At 64.3% G+C, this 22208-nt stretch carries 15 protein-coding genes and 2 pseudogenes; 13 read left to right on the top strand and 4 right to left on the bottom strand.

What is annotated here, in order from left to right:
* The first annotated feature begins 46 nt into the window (after window positions 1-46).
* Both ACVBEQ_RS21970 and ACVBEQ_RS21965 read left to right on the top strand, forming a co-directional pair.
* Window positions 47-277, top strand: a complete 231-nt coding sequence (locus ACVBEQ_RS21970) for a hypothetical protein (protein WP_447155533.1) — start codon at window positions 47-49, stop codon at window positions 275-277.
* A 448-nt stretch (window positions 278-725) separates the two neighbouring features.
* Entirely contained in the window at window positions 726-2765 is a 2040-nt protein-coding gene (locus tag ACVBEQ_RS21965; protein ID WP_447155532.1) for an MrcB family domain-containing protein, read from the top strand.
* Between the two features lie 156 nt (window positions 2766-2921).
* On the opposite strand, the gene ACVBEQ_RS21960 is transcribed toward ACVBEQ_RS21965, so the two are convergent.
* Window positions 2922-4313, bottom strand: coding sequence for an IS1380 family transposase (locus tag ACVBEQ_RS21960; RefSeq protein WP_447155531.1), 1392 nt, complete (start codon window positions 4311-4313; stop codon window positions 2922-2924).
* 139 nt (window positions 4314-4452) lie between these two features.
* Here ACVBEQ_RS21960 and ACVBEQ_RS21955 point away from each other — a divergent pair, with 139 nt between their 5' ends.
* The 4 genes and pseudogenes from ACVBEQ_RS21955 (at window position 4453) to ACVBEQ_RS21940 (ending at window position 8032) form a co-directional block, all read left to right on the top strand.
* On the top strand, window positions 4453-6612 hold the full coding sequence (locus ACVBEQ_RS21955) for a DUF2357 domain-containing protein (RefSeq protein WP_447155530.1): 2160 nt from the start codon (window positions 4453-4455) through the stop codon (window positions 6610-6612).
* A gap of 107 nt (window positions 6613-6719) precedes the next feature.
* On the top strand, window positions 6720-6971 hold the full coding sequence (locus ACVBEQ_RS21950; RefSeq protein ID WP_447155529.1) for a hypothetical protein: 252 nt from the start codon (window positions 6720-6722) through the stop codon (window positions 6969-6971).
* Window positions 6972-7080: 109 nt separating this feature from the next.
* A pseudogene (locus ACVBEQ_RS21945) lies at window positions 7081-7350 on the top strand (IS30 family transposase); the annotation flags it as partial.
* A gap of 421 nt (window positions 7351-7771) precedes the next feature.
* Window positions 7772-8032 (top strand): type II toxin-antitoxin system Phd/YefM family antitoxin, encoded by a 261-nt coding sequence (locus ACVBEQ_RS21940; RefSeq protein WP_447155528.1) that lies wholly within the window; start codon window positions 7772-7774, stop codon window positions 8030-8032.
* Between the two features lie 213 nt (window positions 8033-8245).
* Here the strand turns inward: ACVBEQ_RS21940 and ACVBEQ_RS21935 are convergent, their stop codons facing one another.
* Window positions 8246-8572, bottom strand: a complete 327-nt coding sequence (locus tag ACVBEQ_RS21935; RefSeq protein WP_447155527.1) for a putative quinol monooxygenase — start codon at window positions 8570-8572, stop codon at window positions 8246-8248.
* 144 nt (window positions 8573-8716) lie between these two features.
* Here ACVBEQ_RS21935 and ACVBEQ_RS21930 point away from each other — a divergent pair, with 144 nt between their 5' ends.
* The 3 genes from ACVBEQ_RS21930 to ACVBEQ_RS21920 all read left to right on the top strand — a co-directional run bounded on the left by ACVBEQ_RS21930 (window position 8717) and on the right by ACVBEQ_RS21920 (window position 11450).
* Window positions 8717-9253, top strand: a complete 537-nt coding sequence (locus tag ACVBEQ_RS21930; RefSeq protein WP_447155526.1) for a hypothetical protein — start codon at window positions 8717-8719, stop codon at window positions 9251-9253.
* Between the two features lie 2 nt (window positions 9254-9255).
* Window positions 9256-10821 (top strand): GMC family oxidoreductase, encoded by a 1566-nt coding sequence (locus ACVBEQ_RS21925; RefSeq protein WP_447155525.1) that lies wholly within the window; start codon window positions 9256-9258, stop codon window positions 10819-10821.
* Window positions 10822-11087: 266 nt separating this feature from the next.
* Complete coding sequence (locus ACVBEQ_RS21920; protein ID WP_447155524.1) at window positions 11088-11450, top strand: hypothetical protein; 363 nt, start codon at window positions 11088-11090, stop codon at window positions 11448-11450.
* Between the two features lie 581 nt (window positions 11451-12031).
* On the opposite strand, the gene ACVBEQ_RS21915 is transcribed toward ACVBEQ_RS21920, so the two are convergent.
* On the bottom strand, window positions 12032-12445 hold the full coding sequence (locus ACVBEQ_RS21915; RefSeq protein ID WP_447155523.1) for a hypothetical protein: 414 nt from the start codon (window positions 12443-12445) through the stop codon (window positions 12032-12034).
* A gap of 543 nt (window positions 12446-12988) precedes the next feature.
* On the opposite strand from ACVBEQ_RS21915, the gene ACVBEQ_RS21910 reads away from it, so the two are divergent.
* Window positions 12989-14380, top strand: a complete 1392-nt coding sequence (locus ACVBEQ_RS21910) for an IS1380 family transposase (protein WP_447152944.1) — start codon at window positions 12989-12991, stop codon at window positions 14378-14380.
* 1398 nt (window positions 14381-15778) lie between these two features.
* Here ACVBEQ_RS21910 and ACVBEQ_RS21905 read toward each other — a convergent pair.
* Window positions 15779-17344 carry a GmrSD restriction endonuclease domain-containing protein gene (locus ACVBEQ_RS21905; RefSeq protein ID WP_447155522.1) on the bottom strand — a complete coding sequence of 522 codons (1566 nt, stop codon included), beginning with the start codon at window positions 17342-17344 and terminating at the stop codon, window positions 15779-15781.
* A 603-nt stretch (window positions 17345-17947) separates the two neighbouring features.
* On the opposite strand from ACVBEQ_RS21905, the gene ACVBEQ_RS21900 reads away from it, so the two are divergent.
* From ACVBEQ_RS21900 to ACVBEQ_RS21890, 3 genes and pseudogenes are all read left to right on the top strand, one after another.
* Window positions 17948-18292 (top strand): hypothetical protein, encoded by a 345-nt coding sequence (locus ACVBEQ_RS21900; RefSeq protein ID WP_447152411.1) that lies wholly within the window; start codon window positions 17948-17950, stop codon window positions 18290-18292.
* The gene (locus tag ACVBEQ_RS21895; RefSeq protein WP_447152410.1) at window positions 18283-19392 is read left to right on the top strand and encodes a transposase; all 1110 of its coding nucleotides are present in this window, start codon (window positions 18283-18285) and stop codon (window positions 19390-19392) included. The genes ACVBEQ_RS21900 and ACVBEQ_RS21895 overlap by 10 nt, the downstream gene beginning before the upstream one ends.
* Window positions 19393-20962: 1570 nt before the next feature.
* Window positions 20963-22002: pseudogene (locus tag ACVBEQ_RS21890) on the top strand (IS110 family RNA-guided transposase).
* The last annotated feature ends 206 nt before the right edge of the window (window positions 22003-22208 follow it).

Here is a 22208-nt window from a genome sequence, read left to right as displayed (position 1 = left end):
GCTTTCGTGGCGGGATGGAGTCGGGTGGGTTTCGTGGATCGCGGGGGTGATCAAGACGGTTGAGGCGGTAGCAACGCCATACGGAGCCGCGGCGCTCGCCGCTCTTCGCGAGCTGGTCGCTGCGCAGAAGGCCAGCGACCCCCTCGCCCCGGTGACGATCCTCGTCCCCAACAACATCGCCGGCCTGTCCGTTCGGCGGCACCTGGCCCGCGGCGTGATCGACGGTCGGCCGGGGATCGCCGGGATCTTCATCATCCACGCTGCCGCGGCTCGCTGAGCAGTTGCCGGCAGCATCGCTGCATCCACGTACTCCGGCGACGGCCACAGTGGTGGCGCTGCGTGGCGATCGGCGTTGGACGACGCGCCCCGGCGGACAGGTCGTGGCAGCGATCTTCATTAGTGGGATCGAACCCCAGATCGGCACACCCGACAACAGGTGTTGCAGCTTCTCGGCGATGGTGAACGCCCGACGACGTCGGGGGACCACCCTCACGCGGACCAGGAGTACTCATCACTTCATCCTGGACCATCAACATTGCCGTCACTGCGACCTCAGAATCCTCGCTCTTCGTGTCAGGCGGACTTCCTACGAACCGCGGGCCTCAACTCAGCCTGACACTCAGGGGCCGCCCGTTCGGGTGAGATAGTGCTGAATATCCGCGACCGAATGAACGCCGCGCTTCGATAGACGCGATGCGGCGTTCAGCAACGCTTAGGCTTCGCGCATGCCGCTAGGGAAGCTGTCGCGACAGTCGATAGAACAGGCGATCGCCGAGTATGACGAGCTTGGTCGAGACGCGTTTCTCAGCAAACACAGTTTCGGGCGTGCAACTCAGTACGCGCTAGTCGTGGATGGTCGCGAATACGACCCGAAGGCGATCGCTGGCGTCGCGTACGGGTTCGACCACCCGGAGGAGGGCACGCTCAAGAACACGGAGTTCAACGGTGGCCTTCAGCTGCGACCCGCATATCGGGATGCGGGCTATGACGTGGTCCTGAAGACGGTGCCGGGTCAACGTAAGATCGGCGATCTGATCGATTCCTTCATGGAGGCCTACCCCACCGCTCGGCAGAGTCAGTTCAGCGGGTCCGCACCGGTTCAGGACACGCTCAGGTCGATTGTGGAAACCCTCGAGCAAAGTGGACCGCTCGCCGTTCGCGCCCAGGTAAATGTTCGGGGTTCGGCCGGACAAGGAAACTGGGCCGCGGCTCCGTGGATCGCGTTTCTGGACAAACGAGAGACGACGACGACCCAACGCGGGGTCTACCCCGTGCTCCTGTTCCGGGAGGACATGAGCGGTGTCTACCTGACGCTGGCGCAGGGAACCACTGAGCTCACTCGTGAGCACGGCCGCGCGTACCTGCTTGAAAAAATGGACTCAACGGCGCGGTTCATCCGCCCGATGATCAGCGAAGACCTGACCTCGCGCGGCTTTGCTGTTGGCAACGACGTCACCTTGGGTGCGGGAGGGCTGGCACGGAACTACGAGGCAAGCACGATTGTGTATAAGCTTTACAACCAGGGCGAGATCCCCGATGACTCGGAGCTCTTTCAGGATCTCGACGCCGTGCTTGAACTCGCGGACACGTACATAGACGCCGGAGCGAGCACTTCATCGCCGCCAAGAAGGCCGGCGGACGTCACACTTGCGGATATTGCCTCAGCCTTCCGCAAGAGCGTCGACCACTCCGGGCTGCTGGTAGCGGCCGGTCGAGGTGACCGCGTGAAAGCGTTGGTCGCCGCCTTGGCGACAAAACCGTTCGTGATCCTCTCGGGTTTGTCAGGTAGCGGGAAGACGCAGCTCGCCCTTCGCCTGGGGGAATGGTTCGGAGCAGGTCCTCGCGTGCGTCGGTTCCTGCCGGTAGCGGTGAGACCAGACTGGACGGGTCCTGAGGCCTTGTTCGGATATGAGGACGCTCTTCGCCCCACGGTCGGTGGGCGATCCGCGTGGTTCGTGCCACCGACACTGGACTTCATGCTCGCCGCCGCCGCTGAGCCCGACATGCCGTACTTGCTGTTGCTTGATGAAATGAACCTTGCGCATGTGGAGCGCTACTTCTCCGACTTCCTGTCTGGAATCGAAAGCCGGGATGCGGTTGTGCCCAACCTGCAGCGGGGCGCGGACGGCGAATGGAGAAATCACCCTGGCGAGGAGCAGCGCATTCCAGTTCCGCGGAATGTGTTCGTGATCGGCACCGTCAACGTCGACGAAACGACTTATCAGTTCTCGCCGAAGGTGTTGGACCGGGCTACGACCTTCGAGATCCGGACTCATACGTCAGAGCTGGCAGTGGATCCGGTGCGGCCCGCCCCGGTTGAGCCCGCAGATGTAGCGCTCCTTCAGGCTCTCGTCGGTTATGTCTTGGACGACTCATGGCACGTCGGGCACCCGACGGCCGCGCACGTGGCGCCGGTCTTGAGGCGGCTTCATGCGGAACTTTCTCTAACCGACGATGAGTTCGGCTTTCGCGTCTACTACGAAAGCCAACGCCTCGCGGTGGCGCTTGAGTCACTGGGGGTCCACGATGACGAGATTCTGGATCACCTGGTCTTGCTGAAGATCCTTCCGCGCATCCACGGTTCGCGTCGCCGGGCAGAGCCGGTCCTCCAACGCCTGATAGATTTCGCGGTCAACCCGAAGGTCTCTTCGACCTACGACCCGAGCAGCGACACGCCGGCAACCCTCACGATGACCATGGCGAAGCTGCAGCGCATGCTCAGATCAGGAGAGATCAATCAGTTCATTAGCCTCGATCTTTCGTGATGCGGGCGTGGTGGGCTGAGAGGTCGGGTTCAAGATCGTTTTCGGTGTCCTTTCTGCCCAGGGTGTGGGTTTGCTTGCCATGTCCGCCGGGCGGGGCGCCGGTTCCACTGGCCGGTGTTTTCTGAAACGAAGAGTCTGGCGGTCTGGTCGTGGGTGTCAGTCTGGGTCGAGTGCGGCCAGGTGCTGGTAGGCGGTGACGGCGAGGTGCGCGTAGGGCGCGGCGGCGGCGAGTCGTAGGTGGGTTCGTCGGTTGCGGCGGGTGAGTCGCCCGGCGATCCAGAGCAGTCGGTAGCGCAGCCGTTTGGGTTCCCAGCGGCGGGCGTCGCCGTCGCTCAGGGCCAGCATTTGCAGCCATGCTGTCAGCTCGCAGGCCAGCATCACGATCGCGACCCAGATTTGGTTCTGGTCGAAGCCGTGGAGTGGGAGGTTGCCCAGGCCAGTGGATTTCGCCGCCCGGATCCGGTCCTCGCAGCGGGCCCGGCGGCGGTGTCGCAGTTCCAGGGCGGCCAGTTGCCCACCCCGGGTGTTGGTCGCGAACGCGGTGAGCCGGTGCCCGCCGGAATCGGTGAACCGCAACTGTGCACCGGGGTGGGGTCGTTCCGCGCGGACGATCAACCGCATACCCGCGGGCCAGGACCGCAGGTTCACCACGGCGGTGAGTTCGGCCACCCAGGCACCGTCGCGGACTTCTCCATCGGCGTTGTACGCCGGTGTCCACGCCGCCGCGGGGAGGTCGTCGACGATCCGGGCGATGGCTTCGGTCAGCCCGAACCCCACCGTGTATTGCACCCGACGCCGGGTCAACCAGCCCACGAACTCGTGCGTGCCGCCGGCCCCGTCGGCCCGCACCAGGACCCGCCGGCCCGGTCGAGAACCATTGCTCGGCAGTGGGAGTTGAGCAAGTGCGTCGGTGACGACGGTGATGTGGTCGGCGGCGTTGTTCGCGCCGGCGTTCCCCGGCCGCAGCAACATCGCCAACGGTTCGCCGGTGCCTTCCGGGCCGTGATCGACCCAGGTCCCGATCGGGTGGAACCCGAACCCGCGTTTGAAGGTTGGCGCCGCGGACTCTTTCTCCGAGTGCGCGGTGAGCAGGGTGGCGTCCACGTCGATCACGATCGGGCGACCGGCGTCGACGCCGTGGTCCGGGGCGTTTCCGCCGGCCAGCTGCCACACCCGCGCACGCGTGGACCGCCGGGCGGATGCCAACGCCGACAACGCTTTCGGTGCATCAGCAGCCAACACGTCGAGCAACCGAGACACCGTGGGGTCGGATGCGACCGGACCGAAAACGTCCGGCGCCGCACGCAGCTGGGCGATATCGGCCAGGCAATCACCGCCCAACGCCAACGCGACCGCCAAGTCCAACACGACCTTGCCCGGATCGTGCCGGGCCATCGGGCTGCGCCACGGCGCCAACGCCGCGGTCAGTGCCCGATCAAGACCAGTGGTGCGGGCCGTCCTGACCATCAACACCCCACCGGCCGAGGACACGATCCGGCGTCCTCCAGCATCAACCGTGGGCAGCCGCCACCGGGTAGACTTCCGCATCAGAAAGGTGCTCCGCTCTCGCGACGATCTGGACCTCGAAGACCCTCATCATCGCAGGTCAGAGCACCTTTCCCATGACCCCGCCCGGCGCATCCCGGAATTACCGTGAAAGCGCGAGGTTAGTTTCACGGACTAGGTAGTGAGGTCCTTCCAGGTGGTGCTTACGGGGGCCGGCGCGTCTGGCACCCTCCGTGTCGCGGCCCTCCCAAACGCCGTCGAACCTCTAGAAACAGATCCAATCACGTTCACGCTCATCGTTCGAGAGGCTCGCACCTACCGGTTCGAGTTTGATGTAGCCGGGCAGGTAATCGAGGTTCAGCCCGCCGAACTGTTCGATTTCGATGACGCCACGTGTCGTTCTGGTCGCCTCATGCCAAGGGAAGCCGTGGGAGCGATCCGCGTGGAGGTTACGACCGACCAAGGACTGCTAACGGGTGAATTCGACGTGCGGAGTGCGAAATTCGCCGACGAAGAGGCCTTCGGCCGGATGCTCTCCGACCTTGCAGAGCTCGCAATTGAAGCTCTTCATCAGGGGTTCGCGGCGAGCGCCGGCCGCTTCGGTATGGCCCCGGGATCTTCGCCTCGTCTGCTGTATCAACAATTCGCCGTGCTGAAGGGTCTCCTAGACGGCACTGACCTTCGTTGGGCGCTGGGACATGTGCTGGCCCGCCCCTATCGTTCCTGGGAACCTTCGCTCGAGTCCCGGCGAGCTGGGCAGTCATTGCGCGGCTCGTCGTCACTAAGCCGACAGCTCGCAGCTCCCGGACGCCGCGTGAACAGTCCGACGATGATTTTGAACTCTCTTCCGGCGCGCATGTACGTCGCAAGGACAGTCGAGACGGTCGATACCGTGCCGAACCGTTTCCTCAGATTTGTTCTGGAGAGCTGGCGAGCGCTGGCGGAAAGCGTGTTTCGCAATGTTAAGGCCCTACAAGGGTCAGCACGAATTCGAGGCGAACGCGAGGCTGCGAGGGTTCGCGACGAGCTCGACGAGCTTTTGGGCAATCCACTCTTTCGTGACGTCCGGCCGCTCTCAGTGTTCCCGAGCGACAACCAAGTACTTCGCCGACGGGATGGCTACCGACAGGTCGCAGCGGCAGCAGCTCTGATCGATGGTTCATTAGGTTTGGATATTAAACTCGAAGATCCCCTGCTCGTCTCACGTCGCAGCGTCGCGACACTCTACGAGTACTGGACCTTTACTCGGCTGGCACAAGCGGTTGCCGCCGCATGCGGCTCCCGGGGCTGGCAAGGAGAGCTCTTCCGCAAGTCACCGTCGGGCATGTCACTTGTGCTGAGTGCTCGTGGCTCGACTCGTTTGCAGTACGACGGCAACGTTGAAGGCCAACACATCGTGGCCGATCTGATGTTTAACAAGGAGTTCGGCTCTGCGAGTAGCTGGACACGCCCTATGCGCCCTGATGCAAGTCTCCTTATTCGTCGTCCAAATGAAGTCGGCATGTGGCTCCACTTTGACGCGAAATACAAGGTCGATTGGGCGCGGGCGTTTGAGACGGGCGAGGTTGCCGACGAGGAGGAAGCCGAAAGACATGGCGAAAGCAAACGGACTGATCTCTTAAAAATGCACGCTTACCGCGACGCGATTCGCGATTCGGCCGGATCGTACGTGCTGTTTCCGGGCTCGCGTGAACGTCAGTTTGCGCTCGACTCCACGGAGTTCCTACCTGGTCTCGGAGCCTTCCCGTTGAGACCAGACTGTGCCGAACAGGATGTCGACAGACTTAAGTCGTTCATTCGCCGCGCGATGATTCATGCGGCCGGTGATGCCACCCGTCATCGACGGGCGAGCTACTGGGTGAGGACTGCATATCAAGGACCCCGTTCGGACATGGTGCATGTCGGCGCGCCTGGACTGTCCACGCCCCCCGCCGACACTCCAGTACTCATCGGATACGTACGCTCCGAACAACAATGGCAATGGATAACTGAGCAGCACCTCTACAACGTGCGGAGCGGCACGCGACCCGGCGCTGTGGTAGATGACGCTCCCGAGCTCACGGCACAGCTACTCCTGTTGTTCAGCCCAGATCCACTGAGGACGTATCGACTCGTCATCCGAACGGGCGCTTGGCGAGCAGTCACGCGCAGCCAGATGGAGCATCTGCAGTATCCGCAACCCAGAGGCGACACCTATCTCGTGGCGCCGGTCGACGAGCTAAGTCTGCCAATGTGGTTCGACGCCGTCACATTGGACGCTTTGCGTCCGAGAGGACGCCCGTTCGGTGCACCGTTCACGACTAGCTGGCTCGACTTGGTGTTGTCGACTCAAGACTCATAACGCAACCTCGACCCGGCCGGCGGCGGGTACCTGCCACACACCCCGAACCGGCTGGCGGCGACCCGCCGGCTGCGACCCAGAACGACCAGGATCGCCAAGCAGACCCGGTGCTCCGGGAGTTCGTCGACGGGCGCCTGGCCAAACGGCACAGCCCGGACCAGATCAGCCACGAGTTGACCGTCCAGTTCCCGGACAGCCTGGCCCCTCATCTGGCCGTGGAAACGCTCTACCAGGCCGTCTACCAGCCCGAACGCGACGGCCTGACAGCACCGCCACGGAGAGTCTGCGCAGCGGCCGGCGGCGTCGTCGACCGCTGCGCTACCAGCGCCGCCGGCCCGGCCACCTGCTGCCCGAGGTAATGATCGACGCCCGCCCGGAGGAGGCCAATGACCGGGTCCAGCCAGGGCATCTGGAGGGCGATCTGATCATCGGCCGCAACGGCGGGACCGCGATCGGACCCTCGTCGAGCGGACTACCAGGTTCGTGATCCTGGTCCACCTGCCTCGGCGTCGAACCACCGCGGACATGACGCAAGCGTTGGTGCCAGTACTGGAATCGCTTCCCCTTTCGCTGCGCCGTTCACTGACCTGGGACCAACGTAAGGAATTGGCGGCGCACCGCCACATCACGGCCACGACAGGCACGCCGGTATTCTTCTGCCACGCCCATGCACCCTGGGAACGGGGCTCCAACGAGAACATGAACGGGCTGCTCCGGCAATACTTCGATGTCCCTTGAGGCCGGTTTCGGCAACTCCCGCATGACGTCGATGACTCGAGGTTCCGCACGGCAGCGTGGCCTTGAGCCGTGTCGGATCTGCGCCGGGGGTATTGCCTCGGGACGCCGGCGATGACGCCGGCAAGCGACGATCGCAAAGGGGTCTCGATCTCCGTCGGCCTGAGCCTCGCAAACGGAGCGGGCTACTGCCGAATTGATCGATGTCGATGATCGGTGGTCGGGCCGATCGGTAGCGGCAATCGTCTGGTCGTGTGGACGCTGATCGCTCGTTCGGCAGCCGATGCACCCACTCCTTGGGCGCATATGCCCTCGCTGCTAGACCTTGTGGTGGTCTGAGCAATGCCCATCGATCGGTAGACCATTCTCGGCTGCTCGCCCTTACCTTGTACATATCAGTCAGATCGAGTTCTATTCTTGGGTTATGGATGTTTCGATTACCACACTCCACCAGGAGCTCTCGAGCTGGATCGAGCGTGCCATTGCCGGCGAGAACGTCGTCGTTACCGATGGTGGCATTCCGGTGGCACGGATCGTCGCCGTCGACTCGACGCCGCAGATCGACCGAGCCACCCGGCGTGGTTTGTTGAGTGGGGTGAGCACGACACGGCCTAGAGCCCGCGGCGCCACCAGAGCTCGCTCGGACGGGTCGGTGTCCGAACTCATCTGCGAGCAACGTCGCTAAGACTCGCGGCCATCGTCGACCGGTGCAGCGGCCCTATCGCCAAGCTCCACCCCGCTAGGCCGCGATCCGAGTGTTGCTCACGCCCGGGGCAGACCCTCGGCGTCCGATCGGTCCAGACACTGCAACCAACCGATCTTCCAAACCTTCTCGCTCATCCGATCGACTCCAGTAAGGGTTTACTCGTATGAACGACGTTCAGCGGCCAAGTCAGGCTCAGCTGATGGTGATCTCGCCCATCTCATCCCAGCCCGAGCCGTCAACCTTGCGACTCACGATCTTGGGCGTGGCCACCAGCGCCTGCGGAAGGGTCTCCCGGGTCGCGGTGGCGAAGTGCTCGCTGTTGACGTGGGCGGCGGCCGCGTCGTCGTCGGCGAACGCCTCGACCAGGACGAAGGTGTCCGGTTCGTCGATGCTGCGGGACCACTCGAACCACAGGTTGCCCGGTTCGGCGCGGGTGGCCGTGGTGAACGGAGTGGCCAGTTCGACGAACTTCTCCGTCCACTCGGGCTTGGTCTTGAACTTGACGACGATGAAGTACATCGGGTTCCTCCCGTGCCGGCGGTGTCGGGCCAGGCTAACCACCACTTCGAAGATTCGCGACCGACCCGCTCGCCGTCCAGCCGAACCGCGGTTACCGTGTGCCCAGGCGAGCACACCGTTGTGCGGGCCGGCGAGGAGAAATTCATGGGCGACAGCGGCGTTGACCAGGAAAATCGGCAGGACCCGCAAGAGCCGGTCGAGCTGCAGCGCGACACCTCCGTGAGCACGGCGACCGGGACCGCGCTGAGCGCTGAGCAGGCCGCCGCCCTCGTCCGCCTGCTTCGGGTGGCCTACCCGCACCCGAGCTTTCCGGACAGCCCGTACCAGCGGACCGCCAAGAAGGTTCAGGACGCCGACGCCGATCATCTGGTCGCGGCCGGACTGGCCGAACTGGACGATATTGCCGGCGGCGATTTCGGCTCGCTGTCCGACACCGAGGCGACCGCCGCCGTTGAGCGGATCGCGGACAGCGCCTTCTTCAAGCTCGTGCACTCGACGACCGTGGTGGCCCTGTACGAGGACCGCGAGGTCTGGAACCTGCTCGGTTATGAGGGCCCCTCGTACGACAAGGGCGGCTACCTGAGCCGCGGGTTCGACGACCTGGACTGGCTACCCAAGGCCAGGATCACCGAGTACACCGACGAGCCGCGTCCCGAGCTCGTCGACCGAGCGGAGGCCTGACCATGGCGACCATCGAGCACGACGACCCCGTCGTCGTCATCATCGGATCCGGCGCCGGCGGCGGCACCATCGCCCACGAGCTCACCACCAAGGGCGTCAAGTGCGTCCTGCTCGAGGCCGGGCCACACCTGACCGCCGACGACTACGTCAACGACGAATGGCCGGCGTTCAGCCAGATGGCCTGGCTGGACATGCGGACCACCAGCGGTTCGTGGCGGCTGGCTCGGGATTTCCCAAACCTGCCCACCTGGATTGTCAAGGCCGTGGGCGGGACCACCACACACTGGGCGGGGGCAACCCCGCGGTTCATGGAGCACGAGTTCCGGATCCGCAGCGTGTACGGCGATCTCGACGGCGCCAACATGCTTGACTGGCCGATCACCCTGGAGGAACTCGCGCCCTGGTACGACAAGGCGGAGATCGCCATGGGCAGCACCCACCGGCACGGCCGGGCACCGTTGCCCGCGAACAACAACTACACGGTGATGGCCAACGGCGCGGAGAAGGCCGGATACCGCTATTACGCGACCGGCCCGTACGCCACCAACGCCGAGCCGTACGACGGACGACCCGCTTCCGTTCAGGACGGCTTCAACTTCCAGGGCGACAAGCACGGATCCAAGTGGTCGACCCTGGTCCGTGAGATCCCGCGGGCAATGGCCACCGGCAATCTCGACCTGCGCCCGCTGAGCCAGGCCGTGAAGATCACCCACGACAACAGCGGCACCGTCAACGCCGTCGAATACCTCGACGCCGCAGGCGCTCTGCATCGGCAGGCCGCGAAAGTGGTCTGCGTGGCGGGCAACTCGATAGAGTCGCCGCGACTGCTGCTGATGAGCGCCAGCTCCCTGCATCCGGACGGCCTCGCGAACTCGTCGGGGCAAGTCGGCCGCAACTACATGCGGCACATGACCGGCTCCGCCTACGGGCAGTTCGAGAAGCCGGTGCGGATGTACCGGGGCGAGACAATGGCCGGGATCGTCGCCGATGAGGCGAAGCACGACACCTCCCGCGGGTTCGCCGGTGGCTACTACATGGAGACCCTCTCGCTGGGCCCGGCCTTCCTGGCCAGCTTCATCGAGCCGGGGGAGTGGGGGCGCAGCTTCACCGAGAAGATGGACGCCTATGAGCGCACCGCCGGGATGTGGCTGGTCGGCGAGGACCTGCCGCAGGAGTCGAACCGGGTCACCCTCAACCCCGATGTCAAGGACCAGTGGGGGCTTCCGGTGCCGGACGTGCACTACGACGATCACCCGAACGACGCCGCGATGCGGGACCACGCCTACGCGGCCGCCGACTCCATTTACGGCGCGGCCGGGGCGATCTCGGTGCACCACACCCCGCCGTATCCGTCCACCCACAACCTCGGCACCTGCCGGATGAGCGAGCGGCCGGAGGACGGCGTGGTGGACCGCTGGGGTAAGGCGCATGACGTGCCGAATCTTTTCGTCAGCGACGGCTCGGTGATGACGACCAGCGCCGCTGCGAATCCGACCCTGACCATCGTCGCGCTGGCCACCCGGCAAGCCGACCAAATCTGCTCGGAGCTGGCGGCCGGCCGGCTCTGACACCCGGTAGACGGGGGTCATTACCTCTGACATTGGGTCTCATGCGCACCTATCGCGCCGTGACGCCGGCCTCGCGTCCGTGTCAGCGCTGCGGCACTGAGTTCATCGCCAAACGGAGCGACGCCCGCTACTGCTCATCTGCCTGCCGGGTGGCGGTGCACCGCAGTGGGCAGCCAGCCAGCGGGCGCCCGTTCGATCCGAAGGCACCCGGCGCAACGCAGCTCAGCGAGTTTGATTAGGAGCCGACCGAGCCGGGCGAGGTGCCGGTGTCGTTCCTGGCGGAGCTGGAGCGGTACCACGCTGCCCGCGCCGTCGACCACGGTGAAGCGCCCGGCACCCGTCACCCGGGCGGCCGGTGGTACGAGCAGATGTCCGGCTCGATTAGCACGCTCGGCTTGATGACCCCGCTGCTGCGCTGGCGTGGGCACGTGATCGACGGTGAGATGCGGCTGCGGATCTGCGACGCTCTCGACCCCCGTCACCCGGCGATCGAGCACAAGCAACTCCGACGGCGCGGGCTGGCGGGAGCGCCGTGCGCGTGCGGGCTGGCATATCGGGACCTACCTGCGGACACGCCGGCCGCCGCCGTGCTGCAGTGGGTGCAGGACGTGCACATCAGCTCGAAGTGATGACCTCGGCCCGTGCCCGTGCCCGGTCGAGGCTGTCCGCGTAGTCGACACCGATGGCGGCCAGGTCGAGCGCGCTGGTCGGCCCGCTGAGGTCGTGCAGCAGCGCCCATTGCCGGCGGACGTGGTCGAACCGGTGCCATCAAGTCGTCGAATGCTTGCCGAGGGTCTTCTCCGGCATCCAGGCAGCGCCTTCGCGCCGTCACCATCGGTCGAAGGCTGCAGGATCGCGCCACGTCGGTGGAACCGATGGACAAGCTCCATCGGTGCGGAGCCGGCTGGTCGCTCCTGCTCAAGCTCCCGCATCAGTTGGCCCGCCTGCTCTAGTGACCGGCCCAGCGTGCACTTGCAACCGCGCCCGCGCGTCGCAGTGCTGCGCGATTCCGAAGTATCGGACTCTGAGGTTCCCATAATAGGACGTACCGATCGAGCGTTCCGGGTAGATGACAATGGCTGTCCGCTGGTCTTTTGCCACCCGGGATCTGGAGGTGCGTTTTACCGGAATTTGGTTCACTCGATTCGGTGAGTTGATTCGGACGCCGGTAGGTCTTGGTGGAACAATGCCGTGTTCGGGCGCGACCCATCTATGCGTCGGTCGGCTTCGGAGCCTCTCCCTTCCGTTTGATTCGACGTCGGCCGATCGGACGGTGTAGGCCGGACATGAACATCATGAATATGCCCGCTGCGGCCATGGTGCGGGGTGTCGCGTTGTTGGCGTCCGCGCGGGCGTCGACACACAGGTTGTTTTGAGCTCCTACCGCCAGAGCGGCTCTCTCGGCGGCGACGGCATCGTTGCCATCGAAGTCGAAGTAGTCGTCGTAGTCATACATCGTCCATTTCTGGGCCGCCCCCCACGGCGAACCGCAGACCATCGTGATGTTGCCCTTAGCGCCCAGTACCGGCGCCCGCACCACCTGAAAGATGCCAAAGCCCGCAGCAAGCGGTAGAAAAGCCAGACCCAACAGAAATAAGCAAAACCTCACGTTCGACGCGGGCATCAAATGCTCCCACGTGGTTGGTCGCGCGAAGCTGATGACCGATTGGTTGTGCCGGGCCGGCGGCGCGGTGGTAACGGACTCCGAAGGAATGCAGCGAACATGGTGCCGGCACCGATCGCGATCATCTTCCGTGGCGGGTCGGTTGCCTTGTCGCGGGCTTCATTGCATAGGGACCGTTGCTGTGACTCTTTCTGTTGCCTCTCTTGGGCGGTGGCGGGTACCCACAGCCTCCGGGCGTAAGCGGCGGACGGGTCCAGGGTGTAACGACCGAAGGAAGCCGGGTCCGTATAGTTCTCTGCTACTCCATTGGGTGCTCCCGCCCATGGTGATCCGCAGACAATCGAATACCCGGCGTCACCCTGGGAACCCGCGATGGGACCCACCTTCGGTGCCTCCACCCTCGACATCAGCCCCACAGCTAAGCCTGGATCCACCGATTGACCTGGGTGTTGTCGTGGGCTGGACAGGCGAAATGCCCTTGTGCGCTGGAAGAATCGGATTTGTCTAGGACCCGGTTCGAGCGTCACGAAGGGCATCTCGCAGGTGAAAGCATCTCATGCTCGGCCGGTGCGCCGCGCGGTGTTCGATGAGCCGAATCTGCTGGCCGCGGCCGGGTTGGTCCCGGTGGTCGCCTTGGCCGACCGGGCGGGTCTGCAAGCGCTGGCGGATCGGTTGTTGACGGTACCGACGGACAAGGGCGCGAACGCTGGTGTGAAGGTCACCTCGCTGGTCGCGGGGATGGTCGCCGGGGCGGACAGCATCGACGACATGGCCATCCTTCGGCACGGTGGGATGCGCCGGGTCTTCGACGCCTGTTACGCACCGTCGACTCTCGGGTCGTTCCTGCGGACATTCCGGTTCGGTCACGTCCGGCAGTTGGACGCGGTCGCGTCCCGCACTCTGATCGGGCTGGGTCAGCTGGTACCGCTGCTGCCGGGTATCGATGAGTACGCGCTGGCCGATATGGACGACTCGATCATCGAGGTCCACGGGCACGCCAAGCAGGGCGCCGGGTTCGGCTACACCCAGGTGCGGGGATTGAACTGCGTCATCGGCACGGTCAGCACGCCGACAGCGGCGCCGGTGATCGTTGCGCAACGCCTACGGAAAGGGTCCTGCGGGTCCGCCCGCGGCGCGGCCCGGCTGGTCGCCGACACCCTGGCCACCGTGAAACGGCTCCGCAGCGCCGGCGCCGCCGGGCCGGTGCTGCTGCGGGCGGATTCGGCGTTCTACGGCCACAAAGTGGTCGCCGCGGCCCGCCGCGCGAAGGCCGACGTGTCCATCACGGTGCGGCAGAGCACACACATCAAAGCCGCGATCAGCACCATCCCAGATGGTGCGTGGGCGACGATCAAGTACCCGCAAGCAGTGTTCGACGAACCCTCGGGTCGGTGGATCTCCCGCGCCGAGGTCGCCGAGATCGGGTTCACCGCGTTCACCTCGAGGAAGAACAGTGAGCAGGTCCCGGGCCGCCTGGTGGTCCGCAGGATCCCGGACCTCAACCCGAAAGCCACTGCGGGGCAACCCACCCTGTTCGACACGTGGCGGTTCCACGCGTTCTTCACCACCAGCACCCTGGACACCGTGACCGCCGACAAGACCCACCGCAGGCACGCGATCATCGAGCAGGTCCACGCCGACCTCAAGGGCTCGGCCTTGGCCCATTTACCGTCGAAATCGTTCGCAGCCAATTCCGCCTGGCTGGTGCTGGCCGTCATCGCCTTCAACCTGACCAGGGCGGCGGCAGCCCTGTCCGGGCCAAAGTTGGCGAAGGCGACCACCGGCACGATCCGCCGCACCCTGATCGTCGTCCCGGCCCGGATCGCCGGCTCCGCACGAACGCTGACCCTGCACCTACCGACCCGGTGGCCCTGGCACACCAGCTGGACCGAACTGTTCACCCGAACCTGCGGACCACCCGCCACAGCCGCCTGACAACCCGCCCATTTCCCTATCAGAAACAGGAGAAGCCGGCAGACCGGCAGACCAGGCACGCCCGAACCAGAATCAAACCCAGCCCAAGATCAACTCCCCAACCCCATGATCAACTAACAAGCCGGTCGGTGGATTCGGGCTAAGCCAGCAAGCAGAACCAGGACCCCTATCACGAACAGCCAGACTCGCGCACCGTCCGCAATCGCGACCGATGCCACGCCCTCGCTCCTGACGTCGCCCGCCGTTGCTTTGCCGCCGCCGGCGCGTCCGTACGCCAGATGACAGCACCGACAGACTTGGCGTTCGGCGTAAAAGACGACATGGTGTTTGGCATCGGGTGCGTCGGCACAGGGTCCATCAAAGGCAGCGTTAAGCGGGTTTGCCCGCATCATTGCACCCCCTCGATGTCGGTCGTGTCGATCCCGCCTGAAATAATGCCCGGCCCATTTCCGCTTCCCGCGGAGCGGATTTCGACAGCATTCGCCCGGGAGCGCAAGCACGGGCTATCGCATTATCTAGTTACGGGTGCCGTTCTACTCGTTGGGAAATACCCCGGAGTGGTCGATGAAGCATGCTGCGTTTCGGTGGTCTAGCTGTCTGTGAGTCCGAGGAGAGTTGCGGTCGGGCGCGCGTGCTCAGTGGTGGCATACCAGCGGCGACTGTGCGTCTCTTGCTTCCCATCGACTTTGGCTCGCCGCTAGGCGTCGTATCCAACCACAACGAATCTGAGGGTACAAGATTCCACTGACCCGCGTGGGTGAAGTAGTGAACTACAAACCTTCTAATGACCGCGCACACTAATCAGTCCAGTTAGGCTTCGGGTTGAAGATTCGGTGGGCCCGCTCAACCCAATTGAGGATCATTCGGGGAAGGTGCGACTGCCCGGCGACGGATAATGCTTGACCGGGCGGTCGCCTATATAGGCGCCGCCAATTAGCCGTAAAGCCCTAGATCGGCACTACCCCCGTAAAAATAGATGCGTGATGGACTGGCGCCGCCCAGGGGGTAACCCCGGCACAAAGTGGTTCCCCTGCTCGTACACTGCGCGTGTTGGGTCCACTCCGACCGGATCGGCACGGCTAGCCAGCCGCGACGCGGCGTCGCCGGTGGAAACCGTTAAGCGTAGCCATGCCACGGTCGGGATGATCCGTGTACATACGGCCAAAACTCGGCTATTCGTGCAGCGCTTCCATTGAGTACCAATCCAGTTAGAGCGGCGATGCACGCGAGCCACGCGGACGGGCACCACCTCACCAGGTGAGGATTACCCGCATTATCGGATTGCCGGCAGGACAGAGACTCTGCAGCGGCCTAACGACGGATGCTGATGCCGCTGGCAGGGCAACCGCCATGCTAGGGCACGAGTGATCATGTCTTGACCGTCAATGAAGGGGCCGGCTACCGGCCCTCGCACGCGACGCCGTCACTGTTGCCATCGAGGTCAGGGCGGTATCCAGGTGTACCGATCAGAATGTGCGATACCCCCGCGTTGTAGGCCTCCGTACAGTTCTCCCAGTACACCGACGTGTCTTGGTCTGCTGTCTCGGTGACCGCGGCGGCTGATTCCTCGGATGCTCTGGCTGCGGCTGATTCTTCCGATGCCTTTGAAGCGGCTGATTCCTCGGACGCCTGCGATGCGGCTGCGGCCGATTGCTGGGATGCTTTTTCCGCCGCTGATTCCTCGGACGCCTCCGATGCGGCCGCGGCTGATTTTTCGGACGCCTGCGATGCGGCTGCGGCTGATTCCTCGGACGCCTTCGATGCGGCTGCGGCTGATTCTTGAGATGCCTGCGATGCGGCAGCGGCTGATTCCTGGGACGCCTTTGACGCGGCCGCGGACGAGGCGGCAGCTCGTGACTGAGCGGATGCGCGAGACTGAGCGGATGCGTCTGCTGCCGCTGTGTCTGCGGACGGTGCTTGATCGACGCATGAGCTGAGGACGCCGACTTGCGCGGTGCGTTCTTCTGAGCGGACCGTCAGTTTGTACTTCGCCTTGATGGCAATTTGGTGAGCGACGAACTGACACCGATAGGGACCGTTCGGCGGCAGCCAGCCGCTCGCGTTGCTGTCTCCTTTCGATCCGTTGGCTTCTGCGCTGACCGCTACAAGTTCGAACGGATCGTTAGCGAACCGTTCGCGTTTGGCCGCGTCCCAACTGTGAGCGCCTGCCGCCCACGCGTCGGATAGTGAGACCACGTGGTCGATCGCGACGGTCGCCTTGGAGCCCTGGTTGGCGTTGAATGGCAATGTTGTTGCTGTGTAGGGGTCTTGAAGGGAGCCGCCGGTGACGACGCAGCCGTTCGTGCCTGGTTCCCGGACGACGTTGGTGAGGTCGCGGGCGAGGACGTCATTGCGGGTGTCGCAGCCGTTGCGATTCGCGTCGGCCCAGGCTTGCCCGAATTGCTTCCTGTCGTAGCCGGACGGCATGGTCTCATCCGAGACTTCGAGAGTCCCCAGCAGCGCCATTGCGGTGCCTGGGCGCGCGGCCGCGATGATGGCGTTGGCTTGATCGACGGTCAACCCACTGCTCGTTGTTGGGGTGGCGGACACGCTCAGCGAGGTAGGCGATTCGCTTGAGGTCGACTCTGCGGAAGGGGCTGCCAACGGCTCTGCCGTGTTCTGTTCAGGCGCGGTCGGAGGCATGAGCGCCCCACCCAACACGGCGAGGGCCAGTCCTGCGCCGGCGAGAACCAAGCCAGCTTTGCGTGGAGCAGCCATAGTCCAGAATCGCCGGCCCAACAGCACGGCGATCAATCCCAATAGGAGCAGCATCAGGCCCACAACAACAAGAACACCGAACAACCCGCTGGTTGCCTGCGCGGCGACAGCCACGAGCAGGACGAACGCGAGGACAACGCCAATGATGATCTTGCGAAGCAGGTTCCTTAGTCGGGCAGTATTGGGCGCTGGATGCGACCCACTTGAAGCCGGCCCTGGCGTTTGCGCGCGCTCGAAGTCCTCCACGGTGCGCCCCCTTGGCGTCCTGATTCCCCTGGCAACGCAGTTCTGGATGTAAACCCCACCGCCTGCACTGCCAGGATGAGACTACCTTCCGACAGCGACAGGCTGCTCAATAGAGGGTTTCATCACCCATTCGGCTCCTCGGGCGGCTGCAGATGGAACGCCAAGCCCGCCCGCTCCTGAACCAACCCGGTGCCCATGCAGGTTGTCCAACTCGACGCTCCAGTCCACATCTGCGCCATGGGACTTCTCCTTGCCTCATCAGCGCGCAGCCGACTGAACTGTCCGTCGTCGCCCCGGTAGACGCAGTCGATCCCGTACCGGTGGAGGAGCCCAAGGTCGAGTTCGTCCGGGGCGGGGAGGTGAAGAGCCCGGTCAGGGTCACAACCGAATGAAGGCCGTAGACGACGTAGTCGAGAAGCTGTCGGAGGGCGGCGCGCACGTAAGAATGATCGGAACCACTCATCCCCTCGATGATCTCGTGGCCGCTGTCTTGTCGGACGTAAAGGCGCACACTCTGGTTTGCGCCTGAGTTAGCGATACAGATTGATCTTGGTATCAGACAGCATCTCGTGGGGTCGTTGACCGAGCGAGGAGGATCTGGCCATGGACGAGGAAGGTCGATCGAGGGACCGGGCTGGGCGACGGCCGAAGCGGTTCCTGACGCCGATGCAGAAGTACGAGATTTATCTGCAGGTGATTCGCGGCGAGGTCACGATGGCGGAGGCCGCGGCCGCCGCGCAGGTGGATCGGTCGACGGTGGTGCGGATCCGGCAGGTCGCCAAGGATGGCGCTCTGCCAGCGCTGGCGGAGTCCCGACCGGGTATCAAGCCCGGGACCCGGGATGTCGAACTGGACGCGGCGAAAGCGGAGATCGCGCGGTTGTCGGAAACGGTCAAAGAAATGGCCGTGAAGCTGATGCTGGTCGAGGGAAAAGGCGGTTGGGAATAGGTGGCCGCATTCCCCGCCGGGTCGATGCGGCCACCAAGTCTGCCCTGCTCGAGTTGCTCAACCGGGCGGTCGAGCAGGGCTGGTCGGTATCGGCGGCAGCGGTCGTCTTGGACCTTGGCCGGGTCCGGGCACACCGGTGGATGCTCCGGGCGGGGCTCGGCGAGCTCGTCGACCGCCGACCCGGCGGATCCCCGGTGCACGGGTTGTTACCGGCCGAAGAGGCCGAGATCCTTGCAGTCTTCGAGCAGTGGGCCGAGATCGACCGTTCGCACCGCAAGCTCGCGCACCGCGGCTCCTACCTGCACAGGTTCTGGGCCTCCCCATCTACCGTGCGTCGGGTTCTGTCGTTGCACGACAGGCACTTCCGGCCACTGCCACGGCCGGGACGGTCGCATCGCCGGCCGTTCCCGGAGTGGGCGGAGTACCGACCGAACTCCATCTGGATCTACGACACGACACACTTCACCGCCCCCGGAGTGGCCGCCACCATCGTGGAGGACCTGGTTTCCCGCAAGTGGCTGGCGCACATCGTCTCGGGTGAGGAGACCTCCACCCAGGTGCAGTTGGTATTCACCGATGCGCTCGAGCTCGAGGGTCTGATGGACGACGTGCTGGCACGGATCGACCGCCCCGACGGGCGGACCGTCGCCGACCCGACCGTTGACGACGAACACCGCCCGATCCTGCTCGCAGTGTCGGACAACGGCCCGCAGATGACGTCCGGGTCAACCCGCGAATTCATGGCGCTGCACGCGATCGCCGTACATTTCGGGCGACCAGGCACACCGACCGACCAGGCATGGATCGAAACATTCTTCGGACACCTCAAGGCCGAGTTCCCGCACCTGCTCAAGATCACCCAACCCGCCGTGCTGCACGCCGAACTTGATCAGTTACAGGTCCATTGGAACACCGTCAGGCTGCACGCCGGCGTGGGATACGTGACCCCGGACGACGAGCACACGGGCCGTGGTGAGCAGATCCGCAAAGACCGCGAGGCGGGATTGGAACGAGCCCGACGGACCCGGCTTGCCCACCACCGGGCGAACCGGCAGCATGATCAACAGCGACACCCAGAAGGACCCCGCGATGTTGTCTAATGCAACGCGATCTTGTATCGCTAACTCAGAAACACCTCACACTCCCGTTGGAGTGCTCACCCGGCTTACGTCGGTGTCGTCGATGAATGTCGCGCGGTACGCCTGAATCAGGAGAGCTTCAGCTCTGTCGACAAGGACCCTGCGGGCCAGGCGCTTAAATAAAGCGACGACAAATAGGCACGCAGTTTGGCGACGGCATTCGACGTGCAATCGGATGAGCAGCTGACGGCCCGTACTAAGATCGCCTAGTGCGACGGCGCTGCAGCGTGACTCCAAGGTTGCAAGCCGGTCAGCCGCTCGACACGCTGAGATGGCTACCTCTCGACGGATTCGACGTGTCCGCGAGCTCCGGACTACATTGAACGAGAGCATTCCACAGTCGCTCCCCGCGGGCTTCCAACATCATCGAATAATCACCGGATTGCCGTCCATCGATGCAGCTGCCCCCCGTCGAGAGCCACCTGGAAGTAGTTGGACGGCGTGTGAGTCGTTCGCGGTGTGCTGAATCTGCCATGCTGGCTCCTGCTAGCCTATCGGACCTCGCCTCAACAAGACCTACGAGATCTATCCCAGGCGAGTACTCAACCAGAATTCAGATATCGCGAAATCGCGAAATCGCGACCACCGTCAGAATTGCCACGTACTGTGGCAGTTCTGGCAATAGGCCTCAGTAGCGGCCTCTTTCCGTGAGAGACCTGTCGCAAGCATGGAAATGCCACCTGTTAGAAGCGCACCGGTCGCCTTGCCACCCGAGATGCCCTTCTTGTTCTTAATTGCTTTACACCTGACACCCCCGCGTTCCTGGCAATGCGGGCATATTATCTGCCGGCGCGGCTCGCCATGCTGCAATGTCGCGGGTTGAGTTTTCTCTCTCTGGGCCGCACGTCGCCTCAGCACCTCTTCCTGTTCGGCCGGCGTGCCCGACCGCATAATCTTCCGGTCGTCCAAAGTCGAGTAGATGACGGCGAAAACGCAGAAAGCGATGAATACCAGAAGGAGAATGGACCATATGTTCATCGGGCATCAAGCCGCTGTGACTGCTCGGCGCTGTGCGCATAAGGCTGCGGGTGGTCCGGCTGGACGAAATCTGTGGTTGCTGATCCTGTAAGTACGCGGACCTTCCTTCCAGGCGCACGGCATGGCGCGGACAAGGCCATCTGGTGACGCTGAGACACGGCTTGTGTCCTTTCGGTTTCCACTGGCGGCTAGTCCCGCCCTGGCGGCGATGCTCGAAAAACCCCCAACCCACCTGACGGTACGGCCGCGCACCGTCCGGCCGCGCACCCAGAGTGCGCTGCCAAGAAGACGGCCTGCGTTGTCGTTGGCGTTGCGCCGTGGATTTCTCGGGACGTAACCGCGACGCAGGACACATGACTATCACTCGACTCCTTGGGTTCAAGAGCCTCCACCGGTAGATGATCACGAGGAGATGTTCCGTGGTGGCACTTTTCGGAACGCTTTCGCCTATCTGATGCGATGAAGGAGCGGGGCCTCGCTCCTCGTGGGACTCCGCAGTGGGTTGGGTGGACACTGGCGGGTGCTCACGTCCGTTCGACGAAGGAGGCCCCTTGTGAGCGAAGCCTATTCCGGTCGGCAATTCGTGGGAATCGACCGGCACCGGCGGCGGTCGGTGATCGTCCGGATGACAGCCGAAGGCGATCCGTTGGAGTCCATCCGGATCAGCAACGACGTGGAGCGGTTGTCCACGGTCATGGCCCGGGCCGGCGAAGCCCCCGAGGTGGTGCTCGAGGCCACATACGGCTGGTACTGGGAGGTCGACGCGTTGCAGGACCTCGGCGCGCAGGTGCATCTCGCGCATCCGTTGGGGGTCAAGGCATTTGAGTACCGTCGGGTGAAGAATGACCAGCGCGATGCCGCCGATTCTGGCCGACCTGCTCCGGATGGGCCGGCTACCGGAGGCGTGGATTGCCCCGCCTGCGACCCGGGAGCTGCGGGAGCTGGTGCGGCATCGGGCCAAGCTGGTCGGAATGCGCAGCAACTGCAAGGCCCAGATCCACGCGGTGCTGGCCAAGTGCGGCATCCAGGTACTGATGACCGACCTGTTCGGCCTGGCGGGCACCGACTTGCTGGACCGGCTTGAGCTGCCCAAGCCCTATGCAGCGCGAATCAACTCGCTGCGGCGGATCATCAGTGCGCTGGATTTCGAGATCGACGCGTTCGCCGGGCAGGTCCGGGGCCGGTTGGCCCGCGATCCCGGGTTCGTGGCGGTGCAGGCCATCCCCGGTATCGGTCCGATCCTGGGCGCGGTGTTCGTGGCCGAGATCGGTGATATCCACCGGTTCACGCGGGCGGAGGAACTGACCTGCTGGGCCGGGTTGACGCCCAAAGCACCACGAGTCCGACAAGCATGTGCACCGTGGACGGATCACCAAGCAAGGTTCCCGGCTGGTCCGGTGGGCCGCGATCGAATCCGTGCAAATCCTGCCCAGAACCAGCGTGGTGGGCCGGATCAGGGACCGGGTCGGCGACCGTCGGGGCCGCAACATCGGGGTCGTCGCGGCCGCCCGCCGGCAGCTCGAATTCGTCTTCTACGCCCTGCGCGACCACCGGGTCCGCGCACTGCAGGGCACCAGACCGGTGGCGGCATGACACGCCGCCACCTGAACAGCTGGCCGGTGCGGGTCGTGCAGTTCATGACCCCCACCCGTGGCGTGGTCGCTCCCTCTGATTGACCCCACCGACCAGCAGGCACCGCGGACCCCATCATGCCGCCGACCTGTGCGGCGAAGGGATGAAGAGCAGCCCCGTTCGACGGCTGCGAATCGCCGGGACACCGGCACTGATGAGAGCAACGC

It is taken from the genome of Nakamurella sp. GG22 (assembly GCF_052976845.2).
This window is presented reverse-complemented; position numbering and strand designations above follow the sequence as displayed.

Coding starts and splice junctions, on each gene's coding strand:
- ACVBEQ_RS21900 (WP_447152411.1), top strand. CDS start 17,948: ATGGACGAGGAAGGTCGATCGAGGGACCGGGCTGGGCGACGGCCGAAG.
- ACVBEQ_RS21915 (WP_447155523.1), bottom strand. CDS start 12,445: ATGCCCGCGTCGAACGTGAGGTTTTGCTTATTTCTGTTGGGTCTGGCT.
- ACVBEQ_RS21965 (WP_447155532.1), top strand. CDS start 726: ATGCCGCTAGGGAAGCTGTCGCGACAGTCGATAGAACAGGCGATCGCC.
- ACVBEQ_RS21940 (WP_447155528.1), top strand. CDS start 7,772: ATGGATGTTTCGATTACCACACTCCACCAGGAGCTCTCGAGCTGGATC.
- ACVBEQ_RS21925 (WP_447155525.1), top strand. CDS start 9,256: ATGGCGACCATCGAGCACGACGACCCCGTCGTCGTCATCATCGGATCC.
- ACVBEQ_RS21935 (WP_447155527.1), bottom strand. CDS start 8,572: ATGTACTTCATCGTCGTCAAGTTCAAGACCAAGCCCGAGTGGACGGAG.
- ACVBEQ_RS21960 (WP_447155531.1), bottom strand. CDS start 4,313: ATGCGGAAGTCTACCCGGTGGCGGCTGCCCACGGTTGATGCTGGAGGA.
- ACVBEQ_RS21930 (WP_447155526.1), top strand. CDS start 8,717: ATGGGCGACAGCGGCGTTGACCAGGAAAATCGGCAGGACCCGCAAGAG.